Here is a 448-nt window from a genome sequence, read left to right as displayed (position 1 = left end):
ATAGGTTAATACGGTCAGAACGCGTACCACAGCTGCTTTGTGCTTGTAAGCCACAGTGCGCTGATCTGGTATGGACTGAATAGCTAAAGTATTCTGACTGTGCATCGCAGAATAGCGAACAAATTTTGTTTATGCAACCAGTTGCATATAAAATGTCGATGATCCACCTCGAAGATTTACTCTAAGGTCCGTCCATGTCATTACAACACGCCCTGCTGACCTCAATCATAGAAAAGCCCTGCTCAGGCTACGAGCTGGCGCGACGCTTTGACAAGTCGATAGGCTATTTCTGGCATGCCACCCATCAGCAAATTTACCGGGAACTGGCGCGGATGGAGCAGCAGGGCTGGGTCTCGTCCAGCGAAGTCGAAGGTGGCCGCTCCGGTAAAAAGCAATTTGATGTACTGCCAGCCGGGCGCGCTGAATTACAACGCTGGGCTGCCGAAAG

Annotated in this window: 1 protein-coding gene; it reads left to right on the top strand. The window is 50.7% G+C overall.

Translation table 11 applies throughout. The annotated features are described in order from the left end of the window. Positions 1-194: 194 nt before the first annotated feature. Positions 195-448, top strand: a 254-nt coding sequence (locus KDM89_RS19810) for a PadR family transcriptional regulator (RefSeq protein ID WP_212689604.1), incomplete at its 3' end; no start/stop codon positions are given.

Source organism: Cognatundibacterium luofuense (assembly GCF_018139685.1).
Lineage (GTDB): Bacteria > Pseudomonadota > Gammaproteobacteria > Burkholderiales > Burkholderiaceae_D > Undibacterium > Undibacterium luofuense.
This window is presented reverse-complemented; position numbering and strand designations above follow the sequence as displayed.